Raw genomic sequence first — 25,939 nt, 5'->3', positions numbered from 1 at the left:
ATCAATGAATTACAATACCTATTGTTTTACATTGTAAAAGAGCCTATATTGCACGATAAAAGTGCCTATATTGCATTGCAAAACAGGCGCTTTTGCAATGTAATAGTATATTTGCGACTTTACCACATGTACTATCTTTACAAAAAGAACAAGTATTATGAAACTTTTAATATCAGTTACTTATACATAAATTCCCACATTACAGACATAGAAAAATAACTTCTCTCTCTCTCACTCGCAAGAGTTATTTAAAGTGTGAAAATATGAAATAAAGGATTCAAAAGAGTATGTATTTTTTATCTTATCAACGTTCGATTACGATTTTTTTTATGTAAGTTTGCAGATTAAATAAATAGCAATTGCACATCAGCAATTTGTTATCTATTTATCAATATAAAGGATAAGAAAATCGCAAACAAATAAGAAATGAAGATATTTGCAATAGGAATGAACTATTACGAGCACAATAAATCGCTACATGGAACGTTAAATAAGACAGAACAACCGGTGATATTCTTGAAAGCTGATTCGTCGTTACTGAAGGACAACAAACCATTTTTCATTCCCGATGACTTAGGAAGAATAGAATATGAAACCGAATTGGTGGTGCGTATCTGTCGGTTAGGTAAGACCATACCAGAACGATTTGCTCATCGTTACTATGATGCTGTTACGGTAGGAATAGACTTTACTGCCCGCGAATTGCAGAAAAAGCTGAAAGAACAGGGTCTTCCTTGGGAACTTTCCAAAAGCTTCGATGGTGCAGCAGTATTAGGAAGCTGGATTGATAAAGATAAATTCTTAGACATTCAGCGTATCCATTTCCACCTCGACATCAATAGCAAGACTGTTCAAGAAGGCTGTACGAGCGACATGCTACATAAGGTTGACGAGATAATCAGCTACATTAGCCAGTACTTTACCCTGAAAACGGGCGACATCCTCTATACCGGTTGTCCCACAGGGTGTGCCTCTGTGGCTATAAATGACCATTTAGAAGGTTACGTTGAAGACCGAAAAGTCCTCGACTTTAATTGCAAATAACGTGTTGGAGAGCTCTCTCCAACTTCAAACGAAGACACCTATGAAACGTAGAATTTTAAGTTTTCTTCTTCTTTTGCTTGCTGTTTCATCGCAAGCACAAAAGCAACGCTTCTTCAATCTTACCGTTGAAGATGTTACAATAGACTCTGTGATTCCGCATTTCGCCTATGCTATCCCCATCGGAGAAAACTATTCGGATTCTATTTATCAGTTAGAAATACGATATCCTGAGTTCCTTGACATGAACGCAGCGGATATTGCACGCTATAATACACTGTCGGGTGCTCCATTACCTACCTTACCTAAGATCGAACAGCAAATTGTAGTGTCACGCAAAAAAGGTATTCTTGAATTCTCACTTGTCCCTATTGTAGAGCGAAACGGCAAGAAACAATTCATGGTTAGCTTCATGGTTGCACTCACTTCAAAGCCTCGTAATGCACGCCAGATGCGTGCTAACCATGCTGCAGCGACTTCAAATTCACAGATTTATGCGGCTCATTCAGTGTTATCAACAGGAAAATGGGCAAAAATTCGCGTACCTGCCAATGGCATTTACAATCTTACTGCCGATGTGGTGCGCCGTGCTGGTTTCTCCGATTTAAGCAAAGTGCGCATTTATGGATATGGTGGTAACTTACAAAACGAAAAGTTATCGGTAGAGAAATTGAAGAAATTAGATGATTTAAAAGAAGTTCCAAGCTGCTATATTGGTGGCAAACGCCTCTTCTATGGACGCGGACCACTAAGCTGGGAAAGCAATACCGAAGTTATACGCACCCGCAATCATTATTCCGACTATGGCTATTACTTCATTACAGAAAGCGCCGAAGCACCTTTAACGGTAGATGCTGACGCCTTTCTCGCATCGGTTTATCCTCTCGCAGACGACTATCACAGTCTGCACGAAATAGACAACTTTAGTTGGTTTCCAGGTGGACGACGGTTCTTTGAGAACACTCCTATCCCTGTAGGGAAGTCGCATACATACACTCTAACGAATGTGGCGAAGGCTACTAATGGTACACTTGCCATCAGCGTCACGGCTGGCAAGGGGAGTACAACAGTACAAGTAGAAGTAAATGGTGAGAAAAAAGACGAGCTAAGACTATCTACTGGCGAGTTCGATTATGGTGCAGAAGCTGAAAGAAGATACCAACTGACTAATCTGAACCCTGTAGATTCTATCAAAATAACTACACTTTCAGGAGGTCCTGCACGCCTTGACTACGTGTCAATGACCTACGATACTCCACGTGCTGCACCTAATTTGGCAGAAGGAACATTCCCTGTGCCAGAATATGTGTACAATATTACCAATCAAGACTTGCACAGTCACACTCCAGTAGACCTTGTTATTATCATTCCAACCAGTCAAAAACTATTGGTGCAAGCACAGCGTTTAGCAACTTTACACGAGAAACGTGATGGCATGAAGGTACGTATTGTACCTGCAGACGAGATATTTAACGAGTTCTCAAGCGGCACTCCAGACGCTATGGCCTATCGTCGTTATATGAAAATGCTATACGACCGTGCTACAACAGAAGCGGAAATACCAAGTTCGCTCCTACTTTTTGGCGACTGTGTATGGGATAATCGAATGATAACTCCTGAATGTAAGAAGTTTGATGTAAACGATTATCTACTCGCATACGAAAGCGATAACTCCTTTAGTTTAACCGATTGCTACGTCAACGACGGCTGGTACACACTCATGGACGAGGGAGAAGGCGTGAACTTAACTAGCAGTGACAAGGAAGATATTGGGGTTGGACGCTTCCCTGTTACCACTATTGCAGACGCACAGACCATGGTTGACAAGACAATCAACTACGCTAGCAACAAGAACGCGGGTGATTGGCAGAATGTTATCATGTTTATGGGCGACGATGGAAACGACAATCTCCACATGAACGACGTTAATGAAACTGCAGAAACCATTATGAGAGCCTACCCGAACTATATGGTTAAAAAAGTAATGTGGGACGCTTATAACCGTATTGGTAACTCTACTGGCTTTTCATATCCTGAAGTTAGCTCTATCATAAAGCAACAACAGGCTCAAGGCGCACTCGTTATGGACTATGCTGGGCACGGTTCTGAAATACAAATATCCCACGAAGCTGTTCTACGCATAACCGATTTTCAAAACTTTACCAACGCTAATCTGCCGCTTTGGATAACTGCAAGTTGCGACATTATGCCTTTCGATGGCATCATTCCAACCATTGGAGAAGAAGCAGTATTAAATAAAAAAGGTGGTGCATGGGCATTTTGGGGAACAACTAGAACTGTATATGCAAGTTACAATAAGCACATAAACACCGCTTTTATGAAGCACGTGCTGAGCTTTAAAAATGATAAACCAACCACAGTGGGCGAGGCACAGCGTTTGGCAAAGATTGATATGATAAATAGTGAGAAGGATAAGACACGCAATAAACTGCAGTATTCCCTTTTGGGCGACCCTGCTTTATCGCTTAATTTGCCTACGCTCAATGTTGTTATCGACTCTATCAATGGCATAGCACTAAGCTCTGGTCAGCAAATAACGCTGAAAGGAGGTACTATTACCACTGTGAAGGGGCATATAGCGAAAGACTCTAATAAGGTAACAAGCTTTAATGGGCTGATGACTGCAACTGTTCGTGATACAAAAGAACTTATTACTTGCAAGGCACAAGAAGATAATACGAGTGCACCTTTCAACTACTACGACCGTCAGAAGGTACTATATAATGGTTCAGACAGCGTTCGAAATGGTGAGTTTAGCTTTACTTTTGCAGTGCCTCGCGACTTGAATTATGCTAACGGAACAGGTCTTATCAATGTCTATGCAGTTAGCAACGACCGTACTTTATTAGCAAATGGAGCCGAAGATAATTTCGATATTAATGGCTCAGTGCAGGTAAGCAACGATTCAATAGGACCTTCTATCTATTGTTATCTCAACACTCCATCGTTTGTAAATGGTGGAAAAGTGAATAGCACACCTTACTTTGTAGCACAGATTAGCGATGCAGACGGCATCAACGCAGCAGGCAATGGTGTCGGACACAATATGCAACTCATCATCGATGGCAACATGATGCGCACTTATGACCTTAACGATAACTTCCGTTTCGACTTCGGAAGCTATACAAAAGGAACTACTTACTTCAGCATTCCAGAGCTTTCTGAAGGACGACATCAGTTGAAGTTCCGTGTTTGGGACGTTCTTAACAATCCTTCTACAGCTACTCTCGACTTCACTGTAGAGAAGGGATTGGCACCAGATATCGAAGATGTGAACTGTACAAACAACCCTGCCAAGACCGAAACATCTTTCATTGTAACTCACAATTATGTTGGTTCGAATGTAGATGTAGAGCTTGAAGTGCTTGATACATCGGGTCGATTGCTGTGGCGACATGTCGAAAGTGGCTTATCAACAGGTAACGCCTACACCGTGAATTGGGACTTAACCATCAATTCTGGCGCGCGTTTACAAACAGGCGTCTACCTTTATCGAGTTAGATTAAGCTGTGGTGGTAATGTAAAAGAGTCGAAAGCAAAGAAACTCATCGTTATAAACAATAAATAAGGTCTACCCTACGTTTGTGTTTTAATGAAGTTCTTGAACGATTGTTCTCGAACGTTTACGCAAACATAGAGATTAGACTATCACGCAAACAAACAGAAATCAATACAGAAAGAATGAAGAAGTCTTATAGAATATTAAGCCTGTTCTTGCTCTCTTTAGTTGCTTCGGCTGCATTGGCGCAGGACAAGAAAGATATTTTCAACCCAGTAAACCATGCCGTTACCTCGCAAATGATAGCACCAGATGCTCGTGCAGCTGGTATGGGAGACGTAGGTGTAGCTACCGATCCAGACGTAAACTCACAGTTCTGGAACCCTGCTAAGTATCCGTTTAATATCTCTCGTGCTGGTGTTTCACTCAACTATACACCTTGGTTGCGCCAGTTAGTGAACGACATGGACCTTGCTTATCTCTCTGGTTACTATCGTATTGGCGACTATAGCGCAGTGTCTGGTTCTCTACGTTACTTCTCTTTAGGCGAGGTTCAGGCGAACGGAAGCACCGATGGCTCAGCTGCAATGGTCATTAAACCTTACGAACTTTCTGCTGATATTGCATACTCTTTGATGTTGAGCGAGAAGTTCTCATTGGGTGCAGCAGTGCGTTGGATATATTCAGACCTTACTTACGACTTCAACGAAGAAACTGCTCCGGGTTCTGCTTTCGCAGCTGACATCTCTGCATACTATCAGAATTACATCAATTTAGGTAGCCGCGAATGCCAGTTAGGCTTAGGTATGAATATCTCAAACATTGGTTCAAAGATTACTTTCGGTGGCGATAACCGCGCTGAATTTATCCCTACCAATTTGCGTTTGGGTGCGTCTCTGATGATTCCGGTTGATGAATTCAACCGCTTTACCATTGCTGCTGATGCCAATAAGTTGTTGGTTCCTACATATCCACAGCGTAGAACGGACGAGTCGGAAATTGATTATCAAGACCGTTTGCAGAAGGAATACTACGATGTATCGTCTATTTCAGGTATCTTTAAGAGCTTAAGCGATGCGCCAGGTGGTGCAAAGGAAGAGCTACAAGAGATAAATTGGAGTATTGGAGCAGAATATGTGTATAACGATAAGTTCTCTCTTCGTGCGGGTTACCATAACGAAAGCGAGAACAAAGGTAACCGCAAGTACTTCACTGTGGGCGCTGGCTTCAAGATGAGCGTATTCTCTCTCGATGCAGGATACGTTATTGCAACTGCTAAGAGCAATCCGCTCGACCAGACTTTACGCTTCTCGCTGACATTCGATATGGATGGATTGAAGGACTTATTCAATAGAAGATAATCCTTAAACAAGGAAACTTGCTTACCTATAAAACCACATTGACATGGCAAGAATAGGAATGGGCTACGATGTCCACAAGCTTGTAGAAGGTCGTGCGCTCTATTTAGGAGGAATAAAGATTGACCACTCGCTCGGCTTACTGGGCCATAGCGATGCCGATGTACTGCTTCATGCAGTGTGCGATGCACTATTAGGTGCTGCCAACATGCGCGATATTGGCTATCATTTCCCCGATACGGCGAACGAAACCCTTGATATAGATTCTAAGGTGATACTCCGTCAGACCATAGAACTGATTGCAACGAAAGGTTATCGTGTAGGAAACATTGATGCAACAGTATGTGCTGAGCGTCCAAAGATAAACCCGCACATACCAGCAATGAAGGCTTGCATGGCTGAAATAATCGGTTGCGATGAGGACGATATATCTATCAAGGCCACTACTTCTGAACGAATGGGTTTCGTTGGTAGGGAAGAAGGCATGGCAGCCTACGCTGTTTGCTTAATAGAAAAAGCTTAATGCCTGTATTAAAATAAGGTTTTCAGACTTAATTATCCTTTACATTATACAACAGCAACGGCTCTGTGTTCTATACACAGAGCCGTTGCTGTTTTGTTAGTAATACCTTCAAAACTAATAAGAACTATTTAGCCACGTCAGTCCAGTACGCAATTAAGGGATTACGAAGCCTATCTCTATTTTGTATCCACCATTGCACTGCGGCCTTTATTATATCTTTCATGATAAGCTCAAAGAACTTTACGTCTACCTCTTGTACAGAATAAATGAACTCATAGTTGTTTTGTATAGGTTTAAAATAATTATTTCTAAATATTGCGATGGATACTATCGGCACACACTTCATTTGTGATTAAATTATATTACGCTTTGTTTACTGATGCACAAGTAGTAATTTTAAAGTAAATTTTAAGCCTTTATTCAATAAGAAAATACTAAGAATTGAACTACTCATCTATAAGATGACATGCAAATAGCTCCTACTCTACCTTACACCACTTCTTATTTTTTGTTCTATATTCAAGCAAATGGAAGGATAAAATTAACACAAGCAGAAAGCAGGAAATAGAAAAATTTGAACTAAAAAAATAGGTTCGAGAAAGCAAAAGCGCCTGTTTTACGATGCAAAATAGGTACTATTGCACTGCAAAACAGGCACTTTTACATGATAAAACAAGCTCTTTCGTAAACCAATATTGCTGCTTTGACAACGAAAAAGTGGTTCGTATGCGCATGAAAGTGTTTGTTTTGTCGTGCAAAAACGAAGATAGCGTTGCACAATACTACCCAATAAGTACGCAATATAGTGTATATAAGCAGTTTATAGTAGCACACAAATGCTGGCATTATTTGCAAACAAATAGGTGAAAGAGTAGAAAAGTGCCCGTAATTTGAGAGTTAATGCGTTAGTATTTAACAAAAATGATAGCAATTTAGGATATATTTGCAATTAGAGAAATACTATTTTGTGGTTAACTGAAAAGGGGTTGTAGAGAATGAAAAAGAAAAAATAAAGTAAGAAGGAGTAGCTTTTTACGTTGCTACTCCACTTTATTTTATAGAAAAAACAAATCATGCAATGGTCTGTTTTGACCATTGCAATAGTGTGATTTTATTATTTGTACTTAGAGTTTCTCTCCGTAACAAAGGTCGCCAGCATCACCGAAGCCTGGTACAATATACTTATGTTCGTTCAAACCTTCGTCTATTGCACCGCACCAAATGGTGGTATTGCTGTCGGGGAAGGTCTTTTTAACATGATCAATGCCTTCTGGAGATGCAATAACACAAGCAACATGAACGTGACGAGGAGTTCCTTTTGAGAGGATAGCCTTATAGCCAAGCTCCATTGAACCACCAGTTGCCAACATTGGGTCAGCAATAATAAGTGTCTTGCCGTCTATATTTGGAGTTGCCAAATATTCAACGTGAATGCCCACTTCGTGGTGTTCCTTGTCCTTGTATTCTCTATATGCACTTACGAAAGCATTTCCAGCATGGTCGAAAATGTTAAGGAAGCCGTTGTGGAAAGGAAGTCCTGCACGGAAGATAGTGGCAAGCACAATCTTATCAACAGGTACGTTAATCTTTGAAACGCCTAATGGTGTCTGCACTTCCTTCATTTCATACTGAAGTGTTTTAGAGATTTCGAATGCCTCAAACTCTCCTATTCGCATAACATTATTGCGGAAAAGGAGACGGTTTCTCTGGTAGTCCTTGTCACGGATCTCTGCCATGTACTGGTTAACAATGGAGTTTTGTTCCGAGAAGTTAATGATTTCCATTTTTTCTTTTTAATAGTATGGTTATATAGGGGGAGCTGTTTTTATGCGCCCAAAATTGTGGCAAAATTAAGAAAATAGTTTATTATTTGCAACGTCTGAATAGCAAATATCTGCTCGCCTTATTATTTTTTAATTTCTTTAACCATACGAACGTCTTATCAATGCATTTTTTATATGTATCATTTTGCATTGCATCATAAAATTATTACCTTTGCGGTACTTTAAATTAAAGTCGTTATAAGATACGAAGTTTAATATCAATATTATATTATAACAAATGGCAAAATTTGATAAAAGCGTACTCTCTAAGTACGGTATCACAGGTACAACAGAAGTTGTTTACAATCCTTCTTACGAAGTATTGTTCAATGAAGAGACAAAAGAAGGTCTTCAAGGCTTTGAAGTTGGTCAAGAAACTGAGCTTGGCGCAATCAATGTAATGACTGGTATCTACACTGGTCGTTCTCCTAAAGATAAGTTTATCGTTGATGACGAGAACTCTCGCGACACTGTTTGGTGGGATTCTGAAGAGTATCACAACGACAACCATCGTGCATCTAAGGAAGCATGGACTGTTGTTAAGGATATTGCAAAGAAAGAACTTTCTAACAAGCGTTTGTTTGTTGTAGATGGTTTCTGCGGTACACACAAGGACACTCGCATGAAGATTCGCTTCATTGTAGAAGTTGCTTGGCAGGCTCACTTCGTTACAAATATGTTCATCCGTCCTAAGACAGAGGCTGATTTCGAACAAGAACCAGACTTCATCGTTTACAATGCGTCTAAGGCTAAGGTTGAAAACTGGAAAGAACTTGGTTTGCATTCAGAAACTTGCGTTATGTTTAACGTAACTTCTAAGGAGCAGGTTATCGTAAATACATGGTATGGTGGTGAAATGAAGAAGGGTATGTTCTCTATGATGAACTACTTCTTGCCATTGAAGGGTATCGCTTCTATGCACTGTTCTGCTAATACAGATATGAACGGAGAGAACACAGCTATCTTCTTCGGTCTTTCTGGTACAGGTAAGACTACTTTGTCTACCGACCCTAAGCGTAAGCTCATCGGTGATGACGAACATGGTTGGGACGATAATGGTGTATTCAACTTCGAAGGTGGTTGCTACGCTAAGGTTATCAACCTTGACAAGGAATCAGAGCCAGATATCTTTAACGCTATCCGCCGCGACGCTCTTCTTGAGAACGTTACTGTTGGCAAAGATGGTAAGATTGACTTCAAAGATAAGAGCGTTACTGAGAATACTCGTGTTTCTTATCCTATCTATCACATCAAGAACATTCAGCGTCCTGAATCTCACGGCCCAGCTGCAAAGCAGGTTATCTTCTTGAGTGCTGATGCTTTCGGTGTTCTTCCTCCAGTATCTATCCTCGATTCTGAGCAGACTAAGTACTACTTCCTCTCTGGTTTCACAGCTAAATTGGCTGGTACAGAGCGTGGTATTACTGAACCAACTCCAACATTCTCTGCTTGCTTCGGTCAGGCTTTCTTGGAACTTCACCCAACTAAGTATGCTGAAGAATTGGTTAAGAAGATGGAAAAGAGCGGTGCTAAGGCTTACTTAGTGAACACAGGATGGAATGGTACAGGCAAGCGTATCTCTATTAAGGATACTCGTGGTATCATTGATGCAATCTTGAACCACTCTATTGATGCTGCTCCAACAAAGCAAATTCCTTACTTCAACTTCACTGTTCCTACAAAGTTGGAAGGTGTTGACACTAACATTCTTGACCCACGCGATACATATGCAGACGCTACTCAGTGGGAAGAGAAGGCTAAAGACCTTGCAGCTCGCTTCATTAAGAACTTCAAGAAGTACGAAACTAACGAGGCTGGCAAGGCTCTCGTAGCAGCTGGTCCACAGCTCTAATATATATAAGGTGTAAATAAAACACTTTATTGAAACTTATAATCTCACCTCTGCAGATAGCAGGGGTGAGATTTTTTTGTATGAGAAGAACATAATTTCGGCTCATTCTATCGGTTGTTTTGACTTCTTTGTAATTGCTTTCACACTTTATTAGTAAGGTAAATTCATACCTCGCACATGGCATTTGTTCGTCTTCTATCCGTGGTGTAAGCCCATACATCACTGTTGAAGCATGGCTGCACCTTTTCAACAACTTATCAACCACATATTAAAGAGTTGGTATTAAGAGTGTTATACATCTATCGTTATAGATGTATAACACCTGTGCTTGTAGGTGTATATACACCTATGAACGTAAGTGTATATACATCTGCAATGATAGGTGTGTATACACCCCCAACGATAGGTGTTATATATCGTTTAGAAAAAGTGTTTAGTAGTAAGCTAAAAGGGTGTAAAGGAGGTGCGAAAAGAGGTTAAAGAGAAAGGGAAAGAATAAGTCTTCAAACCATTAATGTGTTGGTCTTTAAATAGGAAAAGCCCACGATTGCTTTTGCAAATCGTGGGCTTCTGTATAATTGAATGTGCTTATTGCACAAGTCTTACCATTGCAAGACTTGCGCAACTATTCTTATTTTGCAGGTGTCATCACCACTTCGATGTGGTTGCCAGTAGCGAGCAATCCTTTCAAGAATGCTGCAATCTTCTCTGGAGTTAAAGCTTCAACAGCAGCTTTGTATCCGTTTTGAATATCTACACCATTTCTAACATACTCGTCAAGAACGTTAAGCCAGTGGCCATTGCTCTTTGCACTGATGTCAGCCTGCTTGAGCATGAAGTCCTTAACCTTCTGAAGCTTATCCAAATCAACCTTCACGCTGTTGTTCTTAATGCCTTCGTTTAGGAGCTTAACAGCCAATTCAGCCTTGTTAGGGTCCATTGGGCACTGTGCCTGAATTACTGCAAAGGTCTTATCAGCAGTTCTATTCAAGAAGCCACCTGCACCTACTGAGTAAGCAGCACCTTGGTCTTCGCGAATATCCTTCAAGTAAACCATAGACAATACCTGTGCTGCAGCATCTACAAGTACAATATTTTCCATTGTGTACTTCGTAGGTTGATGCCATACTTCTACGCTCATAGCCTTTGGAGTCTCTGATTTGAAGGTGAAATGATTCAACACTTTGCCCTTAGCGAAGCCAGGAACTTCCTTCCAGTTCTCTGCTTTACCCTTTGGCAAGCTACCGATATACTTCTCAATAAGTGGACGGAGAGCAGCCTCATCATAGTTTCCTACGAAGTAATAGGTAAACTGTCCAGGGTTAGCAAAACGCTCTTTCCAAATCTGAAGTATGCGATCGAGGTTAACTCCCTTGAGAGTCTTCAAAGAAAGAGGAGCATAACGAAGTTCGTGGTTGTAGAGAGTAACCGAAACAGAGTCGCCAAATACACTCTCAGGAGAAAGGTCTTTGTGCTTCAAAGCCTCTTCGTACTGCTTCATCATAGCGTCGAATGCCTGTTGATCCTTGGTAACCTTTGTAAACTTGAGGTAAACCAACTGCAACATTGTTTCGATATCCTTTGGTATTGATTGGCCGCTTACAGTCTGTTCGTATGTACCAAGTCCCAAGTTTGCACTTGCTTGTTTACCATAAAGCGCCTTTGTGAGCTCTTGCTTAGAGAAGTTTCCAAGTCCGCTATTACCCATAACAGAGTTGAAGAGCTTAAGGTTGTCGTAGTCAGCCTTACCATATAAGCTGCTTCCACCCTTAGCTGTAGCGTAGAAACGAACGTCGTTAGCTTGGAAATCAGTCTTCTTAAGGATAACACGAGCACCATTGCTTAATGTAAGTTCCTTATAACCGAGTTTCTTATTCTCTGTTTCCTTAACGATTTTACCAGCCTTTGGCAACTTCTTAACGTCCAAGAGAGGTTCAGACTTGACGTTATCAACGTATGGTTCAATCTTTTCTGCGCGCACTTCCTTAATAGCTTGTGCCATCTTGTCCTCAGTTGCATCTACCTTTCCAGGCTTATCCTGTGAGAAGATGTACACAACAAGGTTGCGATCGTTATCAGAAATAAGTTCTTTAGCGTACTCGTTAACTACTTGATAGTTGAGAGCTGGCATCTCAATGAACTGCTTCATAATCTTGTACTCGTCTTCCTTACTTGGGATTGGTTCGTTCTTCAAGAAGTGGTCGCGCAATTCGTCGCCATACTGGCTACTAGTTACCTTATCACGATTGGTGTATTCAGACTCCAATTGAGAGAGAAGTTCTTGCTTTGTACGTTCAAATTCAGAAGGAGTGAAACCATATTGGCGTACACGGAGAGCCTCGCGATAAATAGCTTTGAGTGCTTCTATGTCTTTACCTTCCTTAGCACTACAACTCAATGAGAACGCATCTTTGGTGCTTGAGAGCATGAAATTGCCGTCGTAACCATGTGCGCTGGTGAATGGGCAATCTGCTTTCTGCTTCATTTCGCTGAAGCGCTGGTTCAACATCATAGATATCATCGTCTTCATATAGCTGTCGATATAGTACGCCTGACTTGATTTCATTTCTTCAGGGAATACGTCGTGCTTCATGAAAATACCGATATTAGTGTTCTGCATCTCCTTATCCTTGTCGAAAACATAGATAGCTTGCTCGTTATCTTCAACCGGAAGCTTTGTTACTTGCGCTGCATTAGCTGGCACAGTAGCATTAGCCCATAGCTTCTTAATCTGTGCTTCGGTGTGATCTACGTCTATATCACCTACAACAATGATACATTGATTGTCTGGACGATACCATTTATGATAGTAATCGCGGAGTGCTTGATACTTAAAGTTGTCTACCACACTCATCAAACCGATAGGCAAGCGAAGTCCGTACTTGTTGTTAGGATAGAGTTTTGGCAATGAACGGTCGTAGATACGCATCATTGCGTTCTGACCTAACTGCCACTCTTGGTGGATAACACCACGCTCTTTGTCTATTTCCTTATCGTCAAGTGTCAGACCGTTAGACCAGTCTTTCAACACCAACAAACAAGAATCGAGTGCTGACTGACGCTTAGTAGGTACGTTACTAATGCGGTAAACAGTCTCTTCGATAGAGGTATAAGCGTTCAAATCGCTACCAAACTGTACGCCAAGTGAGCGTGTGAACTCCAACAAAGTAGAGTCTGGGAAGTGTTCAGAGCCATTGAAAGCCATGTGTTCAAGGAAGTGAGCCAAACCACGTTGTGGTTCTTCTTCTTGAATAGAGCCAACACGCTGCGCAATATAGAAGTTGGCTACGTTCTCAGGCCAGTTGTTGCGCAAGATGTAATAAGTCAGTCCATTGCTGAGCTTACCCTGCCTTACATTCTTATTCACGGGAATTGGGCCAAACTGTTGTGCGTTTGCCATTCCTACAACGAAGAATAAGGCTGCAAAAAGGAAATGTTTCAGTTTCATTATTATACGTTAGATTAAAAATTATTATTCGCTAATTGCGCAAAGGTAATTATTTTTCGGTAATTATTCATCATTTTTCTTATAATTCTATTCGCACTATGTTAAATATGAAGATCTATGCCCTTATTTTTCATTTTCAAGGTGTTTTTATCCTATTTATGCCACCTTTAATCTTTTAATTAAAAGGTGTAAAAGTGCATAATGAGTGGATCTGATTTCTTAACAAAAATCGATTAAAATACAATCGTTTCGGTTTCGCATTGTAATAGTGCCTGTTTTGCGTTGCAATATAGGCACTTTTATCGTGCAAAACAGGCTCTTTTGCAGTGCAAAACAGGCACTATTGTAATTTACTGAAAGTTAGATAGTTGCACAACACAACGTCATGTAAAACTTTTTCATGTGTATAATGCAGTTTTTCTCAATACGAATAAGGTGTTTGAATAGGAAAGTTAGAACTGCAAAAGACAACTTTTGAAGTTGAAAAATGGCTCGCTTTATCTTTTCGTAATAACTACTTTACGACATCTTTTCAATTACTTTGTTTAGTTGAATACAATAAAAAAAGCTACAACTTTATGGTGATTAGCAACAGAAATATCGTGTGTTGCCTTTTATCCATTAAGTTGTAGCCTTAAAACAGCTTATATGTTGTATTTTACTTTACCAACACTTTCTTTCCATTAACGATGTAAACGCCTTTTGGAAGATTTGCTGTATTGGTGTTATTGCTGACTTTTTGTCCGTGAAGTGTGTAGATACCATCTTTACTCTGACTGGTTGTTGCATTTACATACGATATGCCTGTTACAACCTTCTCAAACTTATAGAGTTGTACTGGCTTCTGCGTTGTTGTGGTATATGTTGCAAAACGTGCCATCTGAGGGTTATAGAAGATAGACCGATACTCTGATAAGGTAGACTTAATGTCTGCATTTCCTTCTGCTGTAAAGGTGATATTCCATGTTGCAGATTCCTCTTTTACACCATCCAATACATTCTTTTTCGTTCTGTTTACCAAGTAAAGATCCGATGCAATATCGTATAAAGCATACTCACCTTCCTGTCCGCTTATCTTAATTCTGTGTGGAGTATTCTTTCCATCAACCTTTGTGGTGATGGTAGAACCCTTTATTTCTACGTTAGCAGGAGCATAGAACTTTGCAGTTTTGGTACCATCTGGTTTGCTCAAAGCTGTATTTTCGGCTTCACAAACTATGAGATACTCTTTTCCCATCGTTAGTTCGATGCTCTTAGTTATCTTCTTAAACGTATATGTATCGTTAGATTGGGTTGGATCTTCTGGCTCTGTCGGGTCTTTACTTCCACTTTGTCCTGGATACACACCACCCTCATCGTTAAGGTTTGCAGGCGTTGGGCTGACATAATTATCGTAGCTAAACTTCTGGTCAACCTTACTTCCCCATACATATTCTTCCAATCCTGGATAGTCGATATATGGGTTTCTGTTGCCTTGAATCTTAGCAACTGCTTCGTTGCGCAGTATCTCTTTCTTGCTCACAGGGTCCTCTTTAGCCCATCGCATCAACATATCCATCTGCCATTTAACGTATGGTTTGTATTCGTTTCCACTCATAATAGGCGCAGACCAGCCTGCAATGGCTGCTTCGTATGCCGTTGCCATGTAGAAATAGATACGTGCAAAGTCGCCTTTATACTCGTCGCCAGGTTCGAAAACCGTACCGCTGTAACCTGGAGTTGTACACTTTCCCTTCTTTCCGAAGTTGCCTTTACCTGTAAACATCTCTCCATTGTTCTCGCCATAAGGGAAGTTACTGCGCACACTATTAACATATGCGTCTGCAGGAACTACGTGGAAGGCATCGTTGTGCATAGGAGTTTGTTTGTTGAACCAGCTCTTTGGCATAGAGTGTTCACGGTTGTAACCACCGCCTTCGCCGCCCGAAGAGTGTCCTTGCATACTTCCTCCAACCTCATAGCTTGTAGTTTTAGAGTACATATCCCATAGTTTGCCGTCTGGACGTACGTCAGTTGTCTTGTAAGTTTGCCACAATCCGTTGTAATCGGTAGTGTGTAGCTTACCAATAATCTGGTATAGCTTTGTCTTTAGTGTCTTTCCTGAGAAACCATCTGCGCCCTTGTAGTACGTTCCCGTATTGTTAGGAGCTTGTGCATAGGCCGATATAGCCATGCCTAAGACCGTAAATAACAGGACTTGCTTTAGTTTAAACATAATCTTTTTTATTTTTATTCTTTCGTTAAAGTTCTATCCTTAATAGTCTAAATGTTGGTTTTGTCTAATATAAAAGCACCAATCCAGCAAAGCCAGCAAAGCAAATCATACGGATTGGATTTATCTTTAAGAACATCGTTCCAATAAAAGTGGCAGCAAAAAGAGCGATGCTAATGCAGAAGTGCCATAGGTTTATGTTTGGGCGCGAGAAGTTTTCAGCATTGCAAAGCAGCAAGGTTGCAGCTGCTAACAAGCCTACCACAACAGGACGCAAGCCCATAAAAATAGACTGAACCAATGGAGTCTTCATATATTTTAAGAACATCTTACTAATAAGAATCATTAAAATAAACGACGGCAACACCAATGCGATGGTGGCAGTAACGCTACCTAACACAGCCATTCCACCTGTAAAACCTGCATTATGAGTCGCTGTGTAACCACAATAAGTAGCCGAGTTTATCCCTATCGGGCCAGGCGTCATTTGCGAAATTGCCACAATGTTGGTGAATTCAGCCGATGTTAGCCACTGATGGTGTATCACTGTCTCTGTCTGAATAAGGGAAAGCATGCCATAACCGCCTCCAAAACCAAATAAACCAATAATAAAGAATGTGTAAAAGAGTTCTAAGAAAATCATAATTCTTCGGTTGGGGTTATGAATTTACCATACAAATAGCCACCTGCTGCGGCAGCAATGAGCACGTAAATAGGGTTTACGCCTAAATAGGCAATAAGTAATGCAGTAAGAATCGGTATCCAACAGTTTGCAAGATTTATCTTTACGCTCTTCGCAAGAGTAAATGTGGGCACTGCAATGAGTGCTACAACGGCAGGACGAATACCACGAAATATCGCTGCAACCCATGAAACGTCCATGAAACTATGGAAGAACGTTGCAATAAGAAGTATGATAAGGAACGATGGCAAAGCTGTTCCCAAACTTGTACAGAACGCCCCTGGTGTCTTACGGAGCTTATATCCTATGAAAGTACTTATGTTTATAGCGAACACACCAGGGCAAGTCTGAGCCACAGCAAGTAGGTCGACAAACTCATCCTTACTTATCCACTTCTGTTTTTCTACTATTTCGTTCTCTATAATAGATATCATGGCATAGCCACCGCCTAACGTGAAGGCGCCAATCTTAAAGAATGTCTTGAAGGCATTCCAATAAATAGCAAGCCCACCTCTTCCGTTTGATACAGAAGAAGACAGGCTTGCGTTGTTTAGTTCTTTGTTTTTGTTGTCTAACATTATTATTTAATTCGTTCCTCAACCCATTTGCGCGCATTGACAAATGCTTCTATCCATGGTGTAACTTCGTCGTTACGACGATCTAATGGATACCATGCTTGTTGCCAAGGGAATACCGAACGTTCAAGATGAGGCATCATTGCGAGGTGTCTTCCGTCGTTAGAACAGATACCAGCCACGTTGTAATTCGAGCCATTTGGGTTACCTGGATATTGTGCGTAGTTATATTTTGCAACAATATTATAGCGGTCTTCAGGTTCAGGAAGCATGAACTTTCCTTCTCCGTGCGCCACCCAGATACCAAGTTTGTTTCCACTTAGCGAGCCTAACATAATACTTTTGTTCTCTGGAATGTTCAATCCGAGGAAAGAACTTTCGAACTTATGGCTATCATTATGGGTTAGTCGAGAGCGATGTTTGTGCTCGGGATTGATGAGATTCAACTCAACCATTAACTGACAACCATTGCAAATACCAAGCGAAAGAGTATCTTCACGAGCATAGAACTTGTCGAGCGCCTGCTTAGCCTTAGGGTTATAGAGGAAAGCACCAGCCCAACCTTTCGCTGAACCAAGTACATCTGAGTTCGAAAATCCACCGCAGAACACTATCATATTGACTTCTTCGAGTGTCTCGCGGCCTGAAATAAGGTCTGTCATCGTAACATCTTTCACCTCAAAGCCTGCCAAATAGAGGCTATAAGCCATTTCACGGTCGCCATTTGTACCTTTTTCTCGAATGATAGCGGCCTTCGGAGTCTGATGTGTTATAGGTGTATTGTCCTTCCAACGATTTGGATTGAGACCATATTGTTGTAACTTACCTGTGAAGTTATCGTTGAACTTCATCTCGATAGGTTGCTTTTTATAATTCTCGTGACGCTTTTCTGCCATACCATTTGCAGCCTGCTTACGCTCAAATAGGTAAGATGTTTCGTACCAAGCTTCACGCAAAGCATCGATATCAAAGTCGTGTTTCCAAGCTCCATCAGCAATGCTTAGTGTGCGATTTTTGGTATTTGGATAACCAATACGTGCGAAACCAATGCAATTATCCTCCAAGAATGCCTTCACTTCGTCGTTGTGTTCGTCTGCAACCTGAATGATTACGCCTGGGTTTTCAGCAAATAACTTACGAACAATGTCGTCGCCCTGTATATCGTGCAAGTTGATATTAAGACCACCTTCAGGGTTTGCAAAGGTCATTTCGAGTAGCGTTGTTATCATACCACCAGCCGAAATATCATGTCCAGCAAGTATCCAACCACGGCGAATCATCTCTTGAATCGCATCGAAACAATCGCAGAAGTAGCGAGGTTCTTTTACGGTAGGAACATCAGAACCTACTTTTCCCAAGCTCTGTGCAAAGGCTGAACCACCTAATCTCTGCTCATCGAAGCTGAAATCAATATGGTATAATCGCGTACTTTTGTTGTTTACCAACACCGGAGAAACCACTTGACGCACGTTACTTACCTCTGCTCCACTTGAAACAATAACTGTTCCAGGTGATACTATCTTCTCTCCGTTAGGGTATTGTTGCGTAAGTGATAGCGAATCCTTACCTGTTGGTACGTTCACACCGATAGCACAGCAGAAGTCTGACAATGCTTTCACTGCACTATATAGGCGTGCATCCTCTCCTTTTTGTGCACGACAAGGCCACATCCAGTTCGCTGAAAGACTGATACTGTCCATGCCATCGGCAAGAGGAGCCCATACAATGTTAGTCAAAGATTCTGCTACAGAAAGCACAGAACCTGCTTCTGGCGATGCCAAACCAGCTTGTGGAGCGTGTCCGATAGCTGTTGCAATACCTTTATAGCCACGATAGTCAAGTGCAACCACACCACAATCGGAAAGTGGCAATTGCACTTGTCCTTGGCATTGTTGGCGTGCTACGCGTCCAGTTACAGAACGGTCAACCTTATTGGTAAGCCAATCCTTGCAAGCTACAGCCTCTAATTGCAACACACGAGTAACATAATCGTCAATTTTTTCTATATTGTAAGTAACGTCAGTGTACTTGCGTTCCACTGTTTCGTCTTTCATAATGGTTTTTGGAGAGTGCCCAAACATTTGTGCAACGTCAAGATCAAACGGCTTAATACCGTCTTTTTGAACAAACGAGAAGTGCGCATCGCCAGTTGTTTCTCCTACTACATACATCGGAGCACGCTCGCGTTCAGCTATGCGACGCACGTGATCGAGATGCTTTTCATCTATTAACAGACCCATACGCTCTTGCGATTCATTGGCAATAATCTCCTTTGCGCTCAGTGTTTTATCGCCTATTGGCAACTTATCCATATCTATTTTGCCTCCACATTCCTCTACCAGTTCACTCAAACAGTTGAGATGTCCAGCTGAACCATGGTCGTGAATAGATACAACAGGGTTTTCGTCTTCTTCTACTAATGCGCGAACGAGGTTGTAAGCACGTTTCTGCATTTCTGGATTAGCACGCTGAATAGCATTCAATTCGATACCATTTGAATAGCGACCTGTATCTACCGACGATACAGAACCGCCACCAAGGCCGATGCGATAATTATCGCCACCCACTACAACAACCTTGTTTCCTGGATGTGGTTCCTTCTTTAAGCAGTCGCGTTTTGTACCATAGCCAACTCCTCCAGCTAACATCACCACCTTGTCGTAAGCATATTTCTCGCCGTTTTCCTGGTGTTCAAATGTCAAAACAGAGCCTGCAATCAGTGGTTGACCGAACTTATTGCCGAAATCGCTTGCTCCGTTAGAAGCCTTTGTAAGTATTTGTTGCGGTGTTTGGTACAACCATTTGCGTACAGGAAGTATGTCTTCCCAGTCTCGCAGTGCTGGTGTTTTGCCGTTTTCGTCCTGCAAACGTGGGTAAGCAGTCATATAAACAGCCGTTCCAGCAATAGGCCAAGAGCCGACACCACCGCCCATTCGGTCGCGAATCTCGCCACCTGTGCCTGTCGCAGCGCCATTAAAAGGTTCTACTGTAGTAGGGAAGTTGTGGGTTTCTGCCTTTAATGAGATTACACTATCAATGCTTTTAACACGGAAGAAATCCGATGTGCTTTGGCTTTTGGGTGCAAATTGCTCTATTTCTGGGCCTTCTGCAAAAGCCACATTATCTTTGTAAGCCGATAATATCTTTCCTGGGTTCTCTTTAGTAGTTTTCTTTATAAGGTTGAAAAGGCTGCTTTCCATTACCTTTCCGTCTATAACAAACTCACCACCGAATATCTTATGGCGACAGTGTTCAGAGTTTATTTGTGCAAAACCAAACACTTCTGAATCGGTTAATGGACGGTTATTCTGTTTCTCAACGTTGTGTAAGTATTCTATTTCCTCTGGAGATAGGGCCAAACCTTCCTCTTCATTGAACTTCTCAAGATTATCAACGTGTTGTATTTCGGCTGGTTGAAGGTCCACAGTGAATATGTCTTGGTTCAATCCATCGTAGTTACGGAATATCATTCTGTCTGGATTTGCTTCCATAGACTGCGAAGGAAAATATTCTTCTATACGTGAAATACCACTTATTCCCATGTTTTGGGTGATTTCAACGGCATTAGTACTCCATGGAGTAATCATCTCTCTGCGCGGCCCAAGATAGTATCCCGACAATTCTTTGTCGTTCAATAACTTTGCGTTGCCATAAAGCCAACTTAACTTTTCAACCTCTTCCTGTGCAGGATTGTGGTCGATTTCAGTAGCAATTACTGTGTCATAAGAAGCCAAGAAAAATAGAATCATATTCTGTGTATGTAATTAGGTGTGTATCATAGAGGTTGCCAACTATCATCAACGCCCCCTTTATTAATAAGATTATCTTTTGCAAAGATACACTTTAATCAAGGAAAGAGCAAATAAAAGAGTTCATTTTTACAGATAGTTCACAAATTATTTGTGAACAAACATGGCGATTCTATTTATCTTAAACTTTTATCTGCGAAACCTCATCAGCTTTTTCCTGTTCCTCTAACAAGAGATATTGCATTTCTTAATATTTCTAAATATATCGTACTAATGTTAATTTTTTAGTGCTTTATATTCGGAATTACGGCCTATTTTCCGTGCTTTGAAAAAGTGATTGATAAATAATGGCATTCTTGGCGTGCTATTATAATTTATTGATTCATAAGCTTTTGTGTATCAATTGGGTATAAGTGTGCAATGTTATAACAGCATTTATGTTATAAAATGGACATTTTTACGAACCAATTGACGCCTTTTTACTCTTCAAGAGAGCCTCTTTCGCAATGCAAAAGTGCCTATTTTGTGCGATAAAACCGATTGTTTTGCATTCCAATAGTACCTGTTTTGCAAAACAACGGCATAGGAAATGACTTTCGAAAGCTTGCCGTTCACTTTTTAGAAGCTTTTTTCTTGCATTCTGAAAATTAACATTTCACACTAAAAACACCATTATATTAAGTTTTATTTGCAAATAAAGAGCAACCCTAATACCATTCCCTCTATGAGTAAATCCGAACGTAAAAATATCCTAACTTTTTGGTAAAACGATGGGATTTCTATTGAAATAGACTAAATTTGCATCTTTGTAACGATTTGAGATAAAATATGTCAATTGCATTACTAAGGGCTATTGTGCACTATGGGCTTCATTTTCTTGCACCTCTACTGTTTGCACAATTCTTTAAACGTGAGCATAGAATAAAGGCATTCTGGATTATGTTGGCAACAATGTTTGTCGATTTAGACCACTTGCTGGCTACACCTATGTTCAATCCATATCGTTGTAGCGTAGGGTTTCACCCACTCCACTCCTACTTTATGGCAGGTATTTATGCACTTCTGAGTATACTTCCCTATGAGAAACTAAAACTGCCGTGGTGGATTCGTCCTATTGGAATAGGACTATTCTTCCATATGCTCACCGATTTTCAAGACTTTTACCTATGGCGCATGTGGCTATAGCAGTAGTAAGAAGCCTTTAAGCTGTTACAATTCATCAACTTTTAAAAGGAATTGATGGCAATTTGGTGCTTTCAGCTCTTTTTTGTAATTTTGCATTTATAAAACTTTAGAATTATGATACTATCTATGACAGGCTACGGCAAAGCCGTCGTAACCTACAAAGAAAAGAAAATAAACGTAGAGGTAAAGTCGCTAAACAGCAAAAACCTTGACCTTTCAACTCGCATTGCTCCTCTATATAGAGAGAAAGAAATGGAAATAAGGCAAACTATTGCTCAACGTTTAGAGCGTGGAAAGGTCGATTTTTCGTTGTGGGTAGAGAAAGATTCAGCGCTCGATGCTACACCTATCAATGCCAAACTCGTAGAAAACTATTATCATCAGATAAAGGATATAGCAGCACAAACGGGCATTCCAGAGCCTGCCGATTGGTTTACTACTTTGTTACGCATGCCAGATGTAACAACGAAAACTGAAGTAGAGGTGCTCGATGAAGAAGAATGGGAGACAACAAAGCAAGCCATTGAGATAGCAATAGAAAGTCTTTTAGACTTCCGTAAACAGGAAGGAGCAGCGCTCGAACGTAAGTTCCACGAAAAGATAGACAATATAGAAGCACTTCTGAAAAGCATAGAGCCCTACGAGGAAAGCCGTGTTCTAAAGATTAAAGAGAAGATAATAGAAGGTTTGGAACAGGTAGCAAAGGTGGATTACGACAAGAACCGTCTGGAACAAGAACTGATTTACTATATAGAAAAGCTGGACATAAGCGAAGAGAAGCAAAGATTGACAAACCATTTAAACTACTTCCGCGAGACTATTGCAGAAGAAGGACACGGCATTGGCAAGAAACTGGGCTTCATTGCGCAGGAAATGGGACGCGAAATCAATACAACTGGCTCTAAAAGTAACCTTGCTGAGATGCAAAACATCGTGGTTAAGATGAAAGATGAGCTGGAACAGATAAAAGAACAAGTGCTGAACGCACTATAAAAAGATAACTGATGCAAGGAAAACTCATTATATTTTCGGCACCTTCTGGGGCTGGTAAAAGTACCATCGTACAATGGTTGATGAACGAACACCCTGAACTGAAGTTGGCTTTTTCTATCAGCTGTACTACACGTGCACCTCGTGGTACTGAAAAACACGGGGTTGAGTATATCTTTTTAAGCCCCGAAGCATTTAAAAAGAAGATAGAAGACAACGAGTTTCTAGAGTATGAGGAAGTTTATACCGACCGTTTCTATGGCACATTGAAAAGTCAAGTGGAGGCACAGGCAGCTGAAGGACAAAATGTTATCTTCGATGTTGATGTGAAAGGCGGCTGTAATATCAAACAATTTTATGGCGATAAGGCGCTCAGCTTGTTTGTACAACCTCCTTCAATAGCCGAACTTCGCAAACGATTGGAGGGCAGACAGACCGATTCGGCAGAGGCAATAGAGAGCAGAATAGCCAAGGCGGAATACGAATTGACCTTTGCTAATAAGTTCGACCATATCATAGTGAACGACGATTTGGACAAGGCTAAGGAGGAAGCATACAATATTATTAAGCAATTCGTAGAAGCATAAGACTATAATGAAGGTTGGAATATACGGCGGTTCGTTCAATCCTATTCACAAAGGGCACATTAAGTTAGCGGCAATATTCCTACAACAAGTGGGCTTAGATGAGGTTTGGTTCATGGTTTCACCGCAGAATCCATTTAAAATTAACGACAAATTGCTCGACGATAAGCTGCGATTGCAATTAGTTAAGAGCGCATTAGCAGGACAAAAAGGTATGGTAGCTTGTGATTACGAGTTTCAATTACCGAAGCCTTCTTATACTTGGGACACGCTACAACGACTTTCTTCCGACTTCCCAACCTATGAATTTGTTCTTCTTATCGGTGGCGACAACTGGCAAACCTTCGACAAGTGGTATCACGCAGAAGATATATTAGCTAATTATCGTGTTGCCGTTTACCCAAGAAAGAACGATGAAACCGAAGAAAAATGCAGCAAAATACCATCCGTCAATGTTACTTTATTAGACATTCCACTTATCAATATAAGTAGCACAGATATACGAGAGCGCATAGAAGCTGGGCAAAGTATTAAGGGTTTGGTATCCGAATGTATTGAAAAAGATGTGGAAAGATATTATAAAGGAGAGTAAACCAACTTATATAATGACAGAACAAGTTGAACACATAAGCACATTTTGTGCGGAAATAAGGGTAGAATGGCAGGACAGACATTAAAAGAAATGACAGCAAAAGGGTTGTTTTGGGGAGCATTGAACAATGGTACAATGCAAATTCTTAATGCGCTTATTGGCATCTTATTGGCTCGTATACTTTCTAAATCTGACTATGGGCTGATTGGAATGTTAGCAGTTTTCACAGCTATTGCAGGTGCATTACAAGAAAGTGGCTTTACTTCTGCAATAGCAAACCTTGAGAATCCCACCGATAACGACTATAATTCTGTGTTTTGGTTCAGTACATTTGTAAGCTGGTTTTCTTATATTGTACTCTTCTTTAGCGCTCCTCTTATTGCCAATTTCTTCCATCATGCTGAATTGGTAAACCTTTCTCGCTTTTTATTTGTTTCCTTATTATTTTCTGCTATCGGCACTGCACCGACGGCATATCTATTTAAGAATATCATGGTAAAGGAAACAACGATTCTGCGAGTAACCTCTTTGCTTATCTCAGGCATTGTTAGTGTTGTGTTAGCAATACAGGGTTATGGCTATTGGAGTTTAGCTTGGCAGCAGGTTTTGTATATTACTTTGACAAGTTTAGGGCGCTTTTTCCTTATTCCTTGGCGGCCTTCGCTGAAGAAAATAGACTTTGGTCCTGTGCGTCGCATGTTCTCTTTCAGCTACAAAATACTGATTACATCGGTAGTTAACGTTATTAGTCAGAACCTATTAACGTTTATTTTCGGACGATTATATACTGCTAACGCTGTAGGAAACTTCTCTCAAGCGTTCAAATGGGACACAATGGCAAGTACAATAATATCAGGTACCACTTCACAAGTGGCACAACCGATATTGGCAGAGATGAAATCAGAACGTGAAAGGCAGACTTTTGTTTTCCGAAAAATGCTTCGTTTCACTGCATTTTTGGCTTTTCCTGCTATGTTTGGATTAGGTATGGTATCACAAGAGTTCATTATTGTGCTCATTGCAGAGAAGTGGGCAGAGAGTGTTCCGCTCCTTCGCATACTTTGTATTAGTGGTGCCTTCCTACCTTTTTATACATTATATCAGAACTTAATGATCAGTCGCGGCAAATCAGATGTATATTTATGGGTAACAACTTCGCTGATTGCGGTTCAGTTGTTGCTTGTTTTGTTGTGCAATAGCGAGGGAATGTTGTTCATGGTAAGTGCTTATACAGTGGTAACTGTGCTTTGGTTGTTTGTCTGGCAATACTTTGCGCATCGCGAAATCTCTATCCGTTTATGGGACGTATTGCTGGATATTGTTCCATATATGGTTGTTTCGGCTGCGATTATGGCTGCCGTTTATTTTACTACAACTGGCATTCACAATCTGATTGTGCTTTTATTAGTACGTATAAGCTTAGCTATTGTAGCCTATTTTGTGGTTATGAAGCTTTTAGGTTCTAAGATACTTGACGAATGTGTTAATTACGTGTTTCATAAAAATAATTCGTAAGAATTAATACTACCATTTTAGATAGATTTGTTCAATGTAGATTGCTAGTCTATAGACAGAAACTAATTGGCTATCTAAAGTATGCTACTAAAAAATGCATAGTCAAATCAGAGAGAACCATTCTATCAATAATTATACATAGATACAAAAACATCTCTTCTAAAATTAAAAATAGTTAAAATGTCATTATTTATGTTGTTGCTTTAATAAATATGTCTATTTTTGCAGAGAACAATTTGGGCTATATGACAAAAATGTGCTTAAAATCCTTGTAACTACCTAATAATCAT

General features: G+C 40.6%; 16 protein-coding genes. 10 read left to right on the top strand and 6 right to left on the bottom strand.

Features of this window, described 5'->3' with window-relative positions; all coding sequences use genetic code 11:
• The first annotated feature begins 426 nt into the window (after positions 1-426).
• The 4 genes from HXN26_RS03460 to ispF all read left to right on the top strand — a co-directional run bounded on the left by HXN26_RS03460 (position 427) and on the right by ispF (position 6,442).
• Positions 427-1,044 carry a fumarylacetoacetate hydrolase family protein gene (locus HXN26_RS03460; RefSeq protein ID WP_273158732.1) on the top strand — a complete coding sequence of 206 codons (618 nt, stop codon included), beginning with the start codon at positions 427-429 and terminating at the stop codon, positions 1,042-1,044.
• Positions 1,045-1,084: 40 nt separating this feature from the next.
• Complete coding sequence (gene porU / locus HXN26_RS03455; RefSeq protein WP_273158730.1) at positions 1,085-4,630, top strand: type IX secretion system sortase PorU; 3,546 nt, start codon at positions 1,085-1,087, stop codon at positions 4,628-4,630.
• Positions 4,631-4,743: 113 nt separating this feature from the next.
• Positions 4,744-5,922 carry a type IX secretion system outer membrane channel protein PorV gene (gene porV / locus HXN26_RS03450; protein WP_273158728.1) on the top strand — a complete coding sequence of 393 codons (1,179 nt, stop codon included), beginning with the start codon at positions 4,744-4,746 and terminating at the stop codon, positions 5,920-5,922.
• A gap of 43 nt (positions 5,923-5,965) precedes the next feature.
• Positions 5,966-6,442 carry a 2-C-methyl-D-erythritol 2,4-cyclodiphosphate synthase gene (gene ispF / locus HXN26_RS03445; RefSeq protein WP_025001486.1) on the top strand — a complete coding sequence of 159 codons (477 nt, stop codon included), beginning with the start codon at positions 5,966-5,968 and terminating at the stop codon, positions 6,440-6,442.
• 1,124 nt (positions 6,443-7,566) lie between these two features.
• Here ispF and upp read toward each other — a convergent pair.
• Complete coding sequence (gene upp / locus HXN26_RS03440) at positions 7,567-8,226, bottom strand: uracil phosphoribosyltransferase (RefSeq protein WP_025001484.1); 660 nt, start codon at positions 8,224-8,226, stop codon at positions 7,567-7,569.
• Positions 8,227-8,503: 277 nt separating this feature from the next.
• Between upp and pckA the strand changes: the two genes are divergently transcribed.
• Positions 8,504-10,117, top strand: coding sequence for a phosphoenolpyruvate carboxykinase (ATP) (pckA, locus tag HXN26_RS03435; protein WP_273158725.1), 1,614 nt, complete (start codon positions 8,504-8,506; stop codon positions 10,115-10,117).
• A 631-nt stretch (positions 10,118-10,748) separates the two neighbouring features.
• On the opposite strand, the gene HXN26_RS03430 is transcribed toward pckA, so the two are convergent.
• The 5 genes from HXN26_RS03430 to purL all read right to left on the bottom strand — a co-directional run bounded on the left by HXN26_RS03430 (position 10,749) and on the right by purL (position 20,783).
• A complete protein-coding gene (locus HXN26_RS03430; RefSeq protein ID WP_273158724.1) occupies positions 10,749-13,565 on the bottom strand; it encodes a M16 family metallopeptidase in 2,817 nt (938 codons plus the stop codon).
• Between the two features lie 658 nt (positions 13,566-14,223).
• Positions 14,224-15,780 (bottom strand): HNH endonuclease signature motif containing protein, encoded by a 1,557-nt coding sequence (locus HXN26_RS03425; RefSeq protein WP_273158722.1) that lies wholly within the window; start codon positions 15,778-15,780, stop codon positions 14,224-14,226.
• Positions 15,781-15,844: 64 nt separating this feature from the next.
• Positions 15,845-16,420, bottom strand: a complete 576-nt coding sequence (locus HXN26_RS03420) for a chromate transporter (RefSeq protein ID WP_025001481.1) — start codon at positions 16,418-16,420, stop codon at positions 15,845-15,847.
• Positions 16,417-17,037 (bottom strand): chromate transporter, encoded by a 621-nt coding sequence (locus HXN26_RS03415; protein ID WP_273158720.1) that lies wholly within the window; start codon positions 17,035-17,037, stop codon positions 16,417-16,419. The genes HXN26_RS03420 and HXN26_RS03415 overlap by 4 nt, the downstream gene beginning before the upstream one ends.
• A gap of 2 nt (positions 17,038-17,039) precedes the next feature.
• Positions 17,040-20,783, bottom strand: a complete 3,744-nt coding sequence (purL, locus tag HXN26_RS03410) for a phosphoribosylformylglycinamidine synthase (protein ID WP_273158719.1) — start codon at positions 20,781-20,783, stop codon at positions 17,040-17,042.
• Positions 20,784-21,611: 828 nt separating this feature from the next.
• Here purL and HXN26_RS03405 point away from each other — a divergent pair.
• The 5 genes from HXN26_RS03405 (at position 21,612) to HXN26_RS03385 (ending at position 25,649) form a co-directional block, all read left to right on the top strand.
• Positions 21,612-21,968, top strand: coding sequence for a DUF6122 family protein (locus HXN26_RS03405; RefSeq protein WP_273158717.1), 357 nt, complete (start codon positions 21,612-21,614; stop codon positions 21,966-21,968).
• A 114-nt stretch (positions 21,969-22,082) separates the two neighbouring features.
• On the top strand, positions 22,083-22,961 hold the full coding sequence (locus HXN26_RS03400; RefSeq protein ID WP_273158715.1) for a YicC/YloC family endoribonuclease: 879 nt from the start codon (positions 22,083-22,085) through the stop codon (positions 22,959-22,961).
• Between the two features lie 11 nt (positions 22,962-22,972).
• The gene (gmk, locus tag HXN26_RS03395) at positions 22,973-23,545 is read left to right on the top strand and encodes a guanylate kinase (protein WP_273158713.1); all 573 of its coding nucleotides are present in this window, start codon (positions 22,973-22,975) and stop codon (positions 23,543-23,545) included.
• A 7-nt stretch (positions 23,546-23,552) separates the two neighbouring features.
• Positions 23,553-24,134, top strand: a complete 582-nt coding sequence (gene nadD / locus HXN26_RS03390; protein ID WP_273158711.1) for a nicotinate (nicotinamide) nucleotide adenylyltransferase — start codon at positions 23,553-23,555, stop codon at positions 24,132-24,134.
• Positions 24,135-24,200: 66 nt separating this feature from the next.
• On the top strand, positions 24,201-25,649 hold the full coding sequence (locus tag HXN26_RS03385; protein WP_273158709.1) for a lipopolysaccharide biosynthesis protein: 1,449 nt from the start codon (positions 24,201-24,203) through the stop codon (positions 25,647-25,649).
• The last annotated feature ends 290 nt before the right edge of the window (positions 25,650-25,939 follow it).

The sequence above is a fragment of the Prevotella aurantiaca genome, assembly GCF_015262605.1.
Classification (GTDB): domain Bacteria; phylum Bacteroidota; class Bacteroidia; order Bacteroidales; family Bacteroidaceae; genus Prevotella; species Prevotella aurantiaca.
This window is presented reverse-complemented; position numbering and strand designations above follow the sequence as displayed.

Bases quoted from the DNA above. Each gene is read 5' to 3' on its own strand.
- HXN26_RS03460 (WP_273158732.1), top strand. From the start codon at position 427: ATGAAGATATTTGCAATAGGAATGAACTATTACGAGCACAATAAATCG.
- porU (WP_273158730.1), top strand. From the start codon at position 1,085: ATGAAACGTAGAATTTTAAGTTTTCTTCTTCTTTTGCTTGCTGTTTCA.
- porV (WP_273158728.1), top strand. From the start codon at position 4,744: ATGAAGAAGTCTTATAGAATATTAAGCCTGTTCTTGCTCTCTTTAGTT.
- ispF (WP_025001486.1), top strand. From the start codon at position 5,966: ATGGCAAGAATAGGAATGGGCTACGATGTCCACAAGCTTGTAGAAGGT.
- upp (WP_025001484.1), bottom strand. From the start codon at position 8,226: ATGGAAATCATTAACTTCTCGGAACAAAACTCCATTGTTAACCAGTAC.
- pckA (WP_273158725.1), top strand. From the start codon at position 8,504: ATGGCAAAATTTGATAAAAGCGTACTCTCTAAGTACGGTATCACAGGT.
- HXN26_RS03430 (WP_273158724.1), bottom strand. From the start codon at position 13,565: ATGAAACTGAAACATTTCCTTTTTGCAGCCTTATTCTTCGTTGTAGGA.
- HXN26_RS03425 (WP_273158722.1), bottom strand. From the start codon at position 15,780: ATGTTTAAACTAAAGCAAGTCCTGTTATTTACGGTCTTAGGCATGGCT.
- HXN26_RS03420 (WP_025001481.1), bottom strand. From the start codon at position 16,420: ATGATTTTCTTAGAACTCTTTTACACATTCTTTATTATTGGTTTATTT.
- HXN26_RS03415 (WP_273158720.1), bottom strand. From the start codon at position 17,037: ATGTTAGACAACAAAAACAAAGAACTAAACAACGCAAGCCTGTCTTCT.
- purL (WP_273158719.1), bottom strand. From the start codon at position 20,783: ATGATTCTATTTTTCTTGGCTTCTTATGACACAGTAATTGCTACTGAA.
- HXN26_RS03405 (WP_273158717.1), top strand. From the start codon at position 21,612: ATGTCAATTGCATTACTAAGGGCTATTGTGCACTATGGGCTTCATTTT.
- HXN26_RS03400 (WP_273158715.1), top strand. From the start codon at position 22,083: ATGATACTATCTATGACAGGCTACGGCAAAGCCGTCGTAACCTACAAA.
- gmk (WP_273158713.1), top strand. From the start codon at position 22,973: ATGCAAGGAAAACTCATTATATTTTCGGCACCTTCTGGGGCTGGTAAA.
- nadD (WP_273158711.1), top strand. From the start codon at position 23,553: ATGAAGGTTGGAATATACGGCGGTTCGTTCAATCCTATTCACAAAGGG.
- HXN26_RS03385 (WP_273158709.1), top strand. From the start codon at position 24,201: ATGGCAGGACAGACATTAAAAGAAATGACAGCAAAAGGGTTGTTTTGG.